Origin of the sequence: Photorhabdus australis DSM 17609, from assembly GCF_000711895.1 — a bacterium.
Taxonomy (GTDB): domain Bacteria; phylum Pseudomonadota; class Gammaproteobacteria; order Enterobacterales; family Enterobacteriaceae; genus Photorhabdus; species Photorhabdus australis.
Genome location: NZ_JONO01000092.1, coordinates 1 through 7777, shown reverse-complemented (window position 1 = coordinate 7777; position 7777 = coordinate 1). Strand labels below are relative to the sequence as shown.

Sequence of the window (7777 nt, the reverse complement as noted above, 5' to 3'; positions counted from 1 at the left end):
TACGGTCGGTCAGCATCCAGTCTGGCTACCGCGATGTTAAATGAAGGTAAATCCCCTCAAGAGATTTCAGCGGCATTGTCAAAACATGCCAAAGGCGATCACCCGGAAGGGCAAGATCCAGTAAGAGGGTTGTTAGTCGCTTGGGGTGCGGGTGTTTCTGCTGTGGGAGGGACTATAGTTACCCCTATTGCTGGGACTGCGGCAGTCATTGGTGGGGGTATTTTAGGAGGAACAACCGATGCCACCAAACAGCTTTTAACGTTGAAACCAGGAGAACACTATAGTGCAACAGATACACTGATAGCGGTAGGAACAGGTGCATTAACGCAAGGTAAAGGAACGCTATTTAGTACCTTGGTGAATACAGGAGGCGCTTATTTAGGAAGTAAAATTAAGGGGGAAGATCCTACAACCTCAATGTTAGGTAATGCCGTTGGTACTGTAATTGGTAATAAAGTGGGGGGTAAGTTTACCAATGAAATGCTTTCTAAAGGCTATTCTAATAAGGCTTCCGAGATTAGTGGCACAATTATCGGAAACTATGCGGGAACTGCAACAGATTACATTGCAGAAGCAGGAGTAAATAAAATACAAGGAAGAAAAAAATGAATAATAAAAGAGGCATTATTTTTAGACTGAAACAATTTATCTATCTAGTATTGGGATGGGGAATAACTTTTTCAGTGTGTTGTATGATGAGTATTCCCTTAGCGTACCTGATGATATTCGTTAAAGAGGGGTGTTTTCTTTTAGACATTCAACCAGCTATTAGTGGATTAAAATTTAGTATAAAAGTGGGCGGTAGTGGCGGGGTAATATTTGGATTTTTTATTTATTTATTTAGTTTAATAGAAGAATTTTGCAAGAAACTTTCTTCATTAAACAAAAATAAGGAAGAAAAATAATAAAATGTCTATTATTGACAATAATGCCTTGGCGAGTGTACTGGCGGCGGCAGAAGCGAATAAAAAAGGCACAGTGAAGAAATGGCAGCAGGACAAGCAAACCGAAATCCAGAAAGCCTGTAGCGGTAATACGCCACTCTCCTGCCAGACTATGGTTGCCGCGGAAGGGAGTGTGTTAGCCTTACCATTGTTATCGGGAACCGCTATAACAACGGGCCTGATTGGTGCCGGAGCCAACACCGGTATCCAATATCTTGCTAATGGCAATATCGACCCCAATGATGCTATTTTTGCGTACTGGACGGGGGCATTCACGGCCAATACTGGTCTGTGGGGCACAATAGCCTGGAATGCAGGTATGGGTGCTGCTTCGAGTTATGTGAAAGGGGATGATCCGCTAAAGGGGGGAATTATTAGTGGGATTGGCGCATCAGTAGGTTATGGTGTGGGTAAGTATGCTACCTCTGGTACAAATGCTATAGGTAAATGGATAACTGGTGGCTGGGACCCGAAATTTAATCCCAACTTACTTAAGTACTCAGAAGTAAAAGGCCAATTAGGGATCTCGAAAGAAATGTCACCGAGTAAGATCCCTGGAATGCTTGGCAATGGTACGTCGTCATTAGCATCTGAAACTTCAGTAGATCAATTAAATAAAATTATTTCTTCTCCAAACAAAAACAAGGAGGAGAAATAAAATGTCTATTGTATATAAAAAGTTCCTTTTCTTATTTATCTACTTGATAGTTACTTGTTCTATTGGGTTGATCTTATCTGGGCTTTTCATAAATTTATTAATTAATTTGATTGATTATATTTTGAACAGTAGGTTTGATTATTCAATAAATGATGCGATCAAGGTTATGAAGGGGGGAATAGCAGGTGGGGTAATAATTGGTATTGGGGCATGGATTATTTCCATTCTCCATGAACTTCGAAAAAAATAGGTAATTTCAATTTGTTGTAGACAACAACCACCTAAGTGTGAAGGAGAACCAATCGCGCAGTGAGGAACTGGTTAATTGTCAGGGTGATAGCAGTTGCCGCTCTGCCGTTAGGGATAAATATCGGCAGGAGTATGACAAGGTTCAGGAACGGATAGCAACGTGTTCAGGGGCTGACCAGTGCGTTGCCGTTGCCAAAGAGCTGCGGGCATTGCAAGGTGACTACAGTGCCCGGATGGGTGAGATTCAGGAAAAAGCCAGAATGCAGGGGCTGGATTCCCTCACGCCGGCAGAAGTGCGGGAATGGGCAGATTTACGCGGTGCGATGTCGAATATTGACGCATCACGGAATTTGGTGCTCCATCGTGCCCAGGTCACCGGCGGCTCAGAAGAAACCACCCAGGAAATCGTGAAGATTATGGGACAGACGGGGATTGCGGCGTCTGCGGGAGTGGCCGGAGGGATCAGTAAGGCTGGAGCAAAAGGAATAAAGGGAAGTGCTGTACCAGTACCTAATCCAGTGACAGCAAATAATGGGTTAGTTTATAAATCCAATCCTAAACATACTCTTGGTGGTGATGGAAATCGCCGTAATGCGGGAATAGAACCAAAAGACTCATTGAAACTTTTTGAAAACTCAATTCCAAGCTCCAAAAATTATGGTAATAAAGAAGTTAGATTTGCTAAGGATGAAAAAGGTAATGTTCATCGGTTCGAAGGGACCAATGGGGAATATCACTGGAATGGAAGTACCGGTGATGTAAAAAATCCATTGAATAAAAATGACATTCCTAATGAAGTCAAAAAACAACTTGGTTTGTCCGGAAAATGGAGATAATTATGATTTTTGGTGATCCATATCGTTTTGCAGTGTTAATACAACATCTTCCAGAATGGAGTGATGATACTTATAAAAATGGACTTTTCCATTTTTGTATTGATGGTTTTTTTTTCCCTGAAGAAATAAGGACATCTACCCTTTGGGTAGATGTTTTTTCGTTGAAAGACAATACTAATGCTTTATTTTCTTTTCAGGAAAATAAAGTGTTGTTTGAAAAAGGAACTAAAGATGCTTTTAACTTTATGTTAGGAATGATTTCTCCAGAGTTGATAGGACAAGATGAGCCCGAAAATTTTGAGCAATCTTACCAATATCAAGCGTCAACAGAAAATATTAATGATGCTGGTTTTATTGTTTTTGCTGTTTCTCATGGTGATATGGTTAGGATACTTGGCGCTAAGTATAGTGAATTAAAGCAAGACGAACATGGGAATGGTTTTTGGGAAACGATCACTAATCCTGATATCAGAGAGGCTATTCTTTATAAGAGTGAAGTTAATGAAATAATTTCAAAAGCATTCGAATATTATTCAACCATTTAACTCACTGCCTTTTAACAGCATCAAAGCAAAATAGCTTATTAGGCTCAAAAGTCGCGTCAGGGCGTTGTGGCCAGGGTATCAAACCGTACCGGGAGAAATGGGTTGTAACTGACTGAGTGCTTTAGAAAAAATTGAGTCCGGCGGTCAACTTCGCAATGGAATGCGTTGTTGTGGAAAATAAAATGATTATTGGAGATCCTTATCAAATTGCTATCCATATTGAGCAAATCGATGTCCTTTGTTCACCGAGTGGAATGTTTAATTTTATAATTAATGACACATTAATTCCAGGGACGGGAGTAACAATGGATCTATACATGGTGATATCTGAGCTAAAAGAGAGCCTTGAAGATGGAATGTGCAGGAACTTACGAGATGTTGGGAATATTCCATTGTCTGATTTAGATTTTTCTGAGGGAGAACCGGAGAACTTTATCTCATTATCCTCTGAATTATCAGATTATGGCTTTATTTTTTGGTTGGGTTTTGATGGCGATGAAGATCGTCTTATTTATACAACAAATTATGAAAAAACATTCCAAGAAGAGCGATATCCTAGAGGGACAATAGAAAAATTAATTAGAAACTTACCGTTGGCAGAGGATTTAGTGATGAAAAAAACAGGAGCATTTATTAATACTGAACTGAAATCATAAAGGGCTGTTGCGGATAATAATGCCCTTAGCATGGGAGGTCTGTTTGGTCCCGAAGGCGCGGGTTCACTGGCTCAAAAAATGGCTCAATCCGGGGCAACACCCGAAGAAATCAACGCTGCTTTGACTCACTACCTAAAAGGGCAAGTCCCTGCTGGTCAGGACCCGGCAAAAGGTCTGATTATTGCGTGGGGTAACTTCTTTGGTGTTCCGTTGGATGTCGTATTATCAAATGAGCAGATGACGCCACAGAAAGCGGCGGAAATTGTTGCCGGAGGGATACCTGCCAGTGAAGCAAAGCTGATACAGTTTGCAGCAGCAAAGGCATATCTGTCTTTAAGTAAGTATCGGTCAACAGAAGTAATTGAGGGGAAAGGAAGTTCTCTGACTGATAAGAGTATTACTGGAAATAAGACGACAACTCCTTCTGAAAAATTAGAGTGGAATTCATGGCAACATTATCAAAAAACTACTGTTGATGGACGGCAATACGCCAAAATTGGTGATCGTCTTTACTCACAACATGCTGTGGATAGAATGCAACCTTCTGGTCTTGGTTCACCAGCAGGAACAACCGGACCTGGTAGAAATGTGACGCCCAACATTGTAGATCATGTAATTAAAACTGGTACTCCACAAAACAGTGTTGTTAATGGTGTACCCGGACAACATATTGGAATGGTGATGTTGGTGTCGTGACTGAAAAAAATGGTAATGTAATTGTTACGATCCTTCGTAGGAGTGTGAAATGAATGATTGGATCTACCCTGAAGTAATTGAGTGTCTGAAAGGAGCTTGTAGGAGCTTTCTTGAAGGAAAGATAACAATACAGGATATTCAGTCAGAGATTTATAAAGCAGAAAATCAAATAGTTGCACTTGAAGAAAAGTGGCTTCGCACAATTTTATTCGATGCAGAGAATGAGATAGAGCTATTGATCTATACAGTCGATGAAAAAAGGCTAGATGAATCAGTAACATCTATAATCAAAAATATTTTAACCAATATAGGATAATTTCAAGTAATTTCCTGCCTCTTGAGCGGACATCTAGTTTAAGAGGCAAGATTTCTTCTGAAATTGTTTGAACGACTATTTCACTTTATAGCTTTCAGCATCAACCCACCGGAATAGAACTCAATTCAGTTAATAGCCACATAGGGAAATACTCAGCTCTTAGGCACTGCCTTTTAACAGCGTCAAGTAAAGTTACTTATCGGTCTAAAAGTCGCGTCGGGGCGTTGTGGGTCGAGCATCAAACCACATTGGGAGAAATGGGTTGTAACAAACTGAGTTTATTAGAAAAAATCAGGTTCGGCGTCAGACTTCACGACAGAGAAAGTTGTTGTAGACAACAACCACCTCAGCGTGGAGAAGAACCAATCGCGCAGTGAGGAACTGGTTAATTGTCAGGGGGATACCCGTTGCCGTTCTGCCGTCAGGGATAAATATCGGCAGGAATATGACAAGGTTCAGGAGCGGATAGCAACGTGTTCAGGGGCTGACCAGTGCGTTGCCGTTGCCAAAGAGCTGCGGGCATTGCAAGGTGACTACAGTGCCCGGATAGGCGAGATTCAGGAAAAAGCCAGAATGCAGGGGCTGGATTCCCTCACGCCGGCAGAAGTGCGGGAATGGGCAGATTTACGCGGTGCGATGTCGAATATTGATGCATCACGGAATTTAGTACTCCATCGTGCCCAAGTCACCGGCGGCTCAGAAGAAACCACCCAGGAAATCGTGAAGATTATGGGGCAGACGGGAATTGCGGCGTCTGCGGGAGTGGCTGGAGGGATCAGTAAAGCAGGGGCAAAAGGAGTCAAGGGAAGTGCTGTACCAGTACCTAATCCAGTGACAGCAAATAATGGGTTAGTTTATAAATCAAACAGTAAACACACTCTGGGAGGAAATGGAAATAGGCCAAGTGCTGGCCTTGAACCGCAAAATTCTCTCAATTTATTTGAAAAGTCAATACCAACAAAAGATCCTAAAGTTAGATTAGCGATAGACGAAAAAGGTAATATTCATAGATTTTTTAATGAGAGAAAAGATGGTTCAGGTTCATTTCATTGGAGTGGAAGCACTGGTGATGGTAAAAATGCTCTGGGTCATAATGAGCTTCGGAAGTTTAACAGTGAAATAAAGCAACTAGGGGGTAAAAAATGATCTACGGACTTCCTTATGAATTTGCTGTTGCTTATGAAGTTTGTGAATTGTCAGAAGATAGCTATTGGCAATATGGAATATTTAATTTTGTCATAGATGATGTGATTGTTCCTGCCATCGGTTCAAACTACACACTTCATATGGCGATAAACCATCTAAAAGACAGCTTAGTGGAGTTTCCATCATGCAAGAAAATTGATACCTCCTTGTTTAGTCAGAACAAAGAAATTATGGAATTTATTGCTCATTCACATAATATTCTTTTGGATACAGATGATGATGATTTAGAGTTTCCAGAAATGGAGCAACAAGGAATAGATTTAACTCCTGTAGAATTTACAGATATTGGATTCTATATTTTTTACTATATTACAAATAATAGCGAAGATGAATTTATCATTTATACCTGTGATAGAGGATTGACTGTTACGATAAAACGTTTTGAGAAAAATACTGTCAAAAATGTTATCGAACAACTACCAGAACTTAAAAAAATCTAATGTATATAAGGAAATCCCAGTCGATGTGAATTGTACCCCAAATGTTAGACAATTGTCCGGCATTTAAAAGGAGCAGTTCATTACATCTGGGAAAAGTGGCTTATCAGGCTGAAAAGTCGCGTCGGGGAGTTGTGGGCCGGGCATCAAACCGTACCGGGAAAAATTGATTGTAACTGACTGAGTACACAGGGAAAATCGGTGTCCGGCGGTCAACTTCGCAATGGAATGCGTTGTTGCGGACAATAATGCTCTTAGCCTACCCAAAGGCATGGCGGATTACGGTCGGTCAGCATCCAGTCTGGCTACCGCGATGTTAAATGAAGGTAAATCCCCTCAAGAGATTTCAGCGGCATTGTCAAAACATGCCAAAGGTGATCACCCGGAAGGACAAGATCCGGTAAGGGGATTGATAACAGCGTGGGGCGCGGGGATGTCCACAGTAGTGGCACCGGTGCTGCTTGCCATCGGGAGCAACGGTAGGCAGTATTTTTGCTGGCGGTCTAATCAGTGGAACGGCCAACATTAGTAATCAGCTTACAAATGGTTCTGTGAACGTGATTGATGCCCTGATAGCCACGGGAACAGGAGCAGTAACGCAAGGCAAAGGGTTTTGGTTTACAGAAGTGGCGAGTATAACGGGGGCTTATGTTAGGGCAAAACTACAGGATAAAGACCCTCTTGCACCAGTAGCGGGGGCAGCTATCGGTAATATAGTTGGTTCGACCGGAAGTAAAATTATTACTGCCGGAAATCAACTGAAACCAATAATATCGAATAAAACATCTAATTTGACAGGAGCTATTTTGGGAGCTGGAGCATCGGAAATAGCCTGCTCGGAAGTTCAGAAACAATTGGAAGCAAGGGAAGGAAAAAGATGAAAGATATTAGGCTTATGATGAAACTAGCTATTTCATTTTTTTTCCTTATAACATTTGCTTTGCTTTTTATTAGACTTGGAGTCGCTGTTATTTTTTTCTTAAGAGATGGACATTTTTATTTTGAATGGGCAAATAATACTTTAGATTCAGTAAGAAGAGGTGGAGCAATAGGATTACCATTAGGAGTGGGAATCTGGATCTTATCCCGTTTGAAAGAAAATCGCGGAAATAAGACGCCTCCATCTGATTGATGTGGTTCAATGATTTTGGTCACCGTCATAGAGGTGATATTCTTACTTCGACAATTCAACAGGTGACATAATGAAAAGAAGTTTCAGCCCCGAGTTTAAATT

At 41.1% G+C, this 7777-nt stretch carries 14 protein-coding genes; all 14 read left to right on the top strand.

Going from position 1 to position 7777, the window contains the following annotated elements; genetic code table 11:
• The coding region (locus BO26_RS17790; protein ID WP_036773827.1) for a hypothetical protein at positions 1-609 on the top strand (609 nt) is incomplete at its 5' end.
• Complete coding sequence (locus BO26_RS17785; RefSeq protein ID WP_036773816.1) at positions 606-905, top strand: hypothetical protein; 300 nt, start codon at positions 606-608, stop codon at positions 903-905. The genes BO26_RS17790 and BO26_RS17785, both read left to right, overlap by 4 nt.
• Positions 906-909: 4 nt before the next feature.
• Positions 910-1602, top strand: a complete 693-nt coding sequence (locus BO26_RS17780) for a hypothetical protein (protein WP_081861936.1) — start codon at positions 910-912, stop codon at positions 1600-1602.
• A 1-nt stretch (position 1603) separates the two neighbouring features.
• Positions 1604-1852, top strand: coding sequence for a hypothetical protein (locus BO26_RS17775; RefSeq protein WP_036773813.1), 249 nt, complete (start codon positions 1604-1606; stop codon positions 1850-1852).
• Between the two features lie 37 nt (positions 1853-1889).
• On the top strand, positions 1890-2687 hold the full coding sequence (locus tag BO26_RS22410) for a hypothetical protein (RefSeq protein ID WP_072023299.1): 798 nt from the start codon (positions 1890-1892) through the stop codon (positions 2685-2687).
• 2 nt (positions 2688-2689) lie between these two features.
• Complete coding sequence (locus tag BO26_RS17765; protein ID WP_036773811.1) at positions 2690-3232, top strand: immunity 42 family protein; 543 nt, start codon at positions 2690-2692, stop codon at positions 3230-3232.
• 170 nt (positions 3233-3402) lie between these two features.
• On the top strand, positions 3403-3888 hold the full coding sequence (locus BO26_RS17760) for an Imm42 family immunity protein (RefSeq protein WP_236637575.1): 486 nt from the start codon (positions 3403-3405) through the stop codon (positions 3886-3888).
• Positions 3889-3918: 30 nt separating this feature from the next.
• Positions 3919-4584 (top strand): hypothetical protein, encoded by a 666-nt coding sequence (locus tag BO26_RS24295; protein WP_051691038.1) that lies wholly within the window; start codon positions 3919-3921, stop codon positions 4582-4584.
• A gap of 49 nt (positions 4585-4633) precedes the next feature.
• Positions 4634-4900, top strand: coding sequence for a hypothetical protein (locus BO26_RS17750; RefSeq protein WP_036773806.1), 267 nt, complete (start codon positions 4634-4636; stop codon positions 4898-4900).
• Between the two features lie 351 nt (positions 4901-5251).
• On the top strand, positions 5252-6046 hold the full coding sequence (locus BO26_RS21655; protein WP_051691037.1) for a hypothetical protein: 795 nt from the start codon (positions 5252-5254) through the stop codon (positions 6044-6046).
• The gene (locus BO26_RS17740; RefSeq protein ID WP_036773804.1) at positions 6043-6546 is read left to right on the top strand and encodes an immunity 42 family protein; all 504 of its coding nucleotides are present in this window, start codon (positions 6043-6045) and stop codon (positions 6544-6546) included. Before BO26_RS21655 ends, BO26_RS17740 begins: the two co-directional genes overlap by 4 nt.
• A 220-nt stretch (positions 6547-6766) precedes the next feature.
• Positions 6767-7072 carry a hypothetical protein gene (locus BO26_RS24290; protein WP_236637573.1) on the top strand — a complete coding sequence of 102 codons (306 nt, stop codon included), beginning with the start codon at positions 6767-6769 and terminating at the stop codon, positions 7070-7072.
• A 22-nt stretch (positions 7073-7094) separates the two neighbouring features.
• Positions 7095-7424 carry a hypothetical protein gene (locus BO26_RS24285; RefSeq protein WP_477707048.1) on the top strand — a complete coding sequence of 110 codons (330 nt, stop codon included), beginning with the start codon at positions 7095-7097 and terminating at the stop codon, positions 7422-7424.
• Positions 7421-7675 carry a hypothetical protein gene (locus BO26_RS17730; RefSeq protein ID WP_051691036.1) on the top strand — a complete coding sequence of 85 codons (255 nt, stop codon included), beginning with the start codon at positions 7421-7423 and terminating at the stop codon, positions 7673-7675. The genes BO26_RS24285 and BO26_RS17730 overlap by 4 nt, the downstream gene beginning before the upstream one ends.
• Positions 7676-7777 lie beyond the last annotated feature (102 nt).